Origin of the sequence: Pseudomonas sp. HY7a-MNA-CIBAN-0227 (assembly GCF_040310325.1) — a bacterium.
Classification (GTDB): Bacteria; Pseudomonadota; Gammaproteobacteria; order Pseudomonadales; family Pseudomonadaceae; genus Aquipseudomonas.
The window spans coordinates 1-352 of sequence record NZ_JBEOPT010000055.1; the positions used below are offsets into that span (position 1 = coordinate 1).

1 protein-coding gene is annotated in these 352 nt (G+C 59.4%); it reads right to left on the reverse strand.

Annotated features, from left to right (window positions below; all coding sequences use genetic code 11):
* Positions 1–352, reverse strand: a 352-nt coding sequence (locus AAEZ06_RS26935) for a hypothetical protein (RefSeq protein ID WP_350617120.1), incomplete at both ends; no start/stop codon positions are given.

Sequence of the window (352 nt, forward strand, 5' to 3'; positions counted from 1 at the left end):
AAGGATTCACTGATGCTGTTAGCGCCAGCGCCAGTCGGGTGGCTATCGGTACCGTTGAGGGTGTAGCTGTAGCTGATCACGCCCGTGGTCGCGTTGTAGCCAGTGATGGTCAGGGTATTGCCATAACCGGTCGGAATCGACTGTGGAAAACCAGCCGCTACCCCGCCGCTAACGACGCTGATGCCGCCCACGGTCAAGGTTTGCAAACCGTCCAACGCGGTGACAGTGAAGGTGCCGCTTTGGGTCAGGGCAGGAGTGTCTGTAGCGCTGCCCAACGGCAGGTTTTTCTCGTAGACAGTGAGTTCGCCGCCGTTCACTTCCAGGCCAGTGAGCACGACCGGGTCGTTGTTGT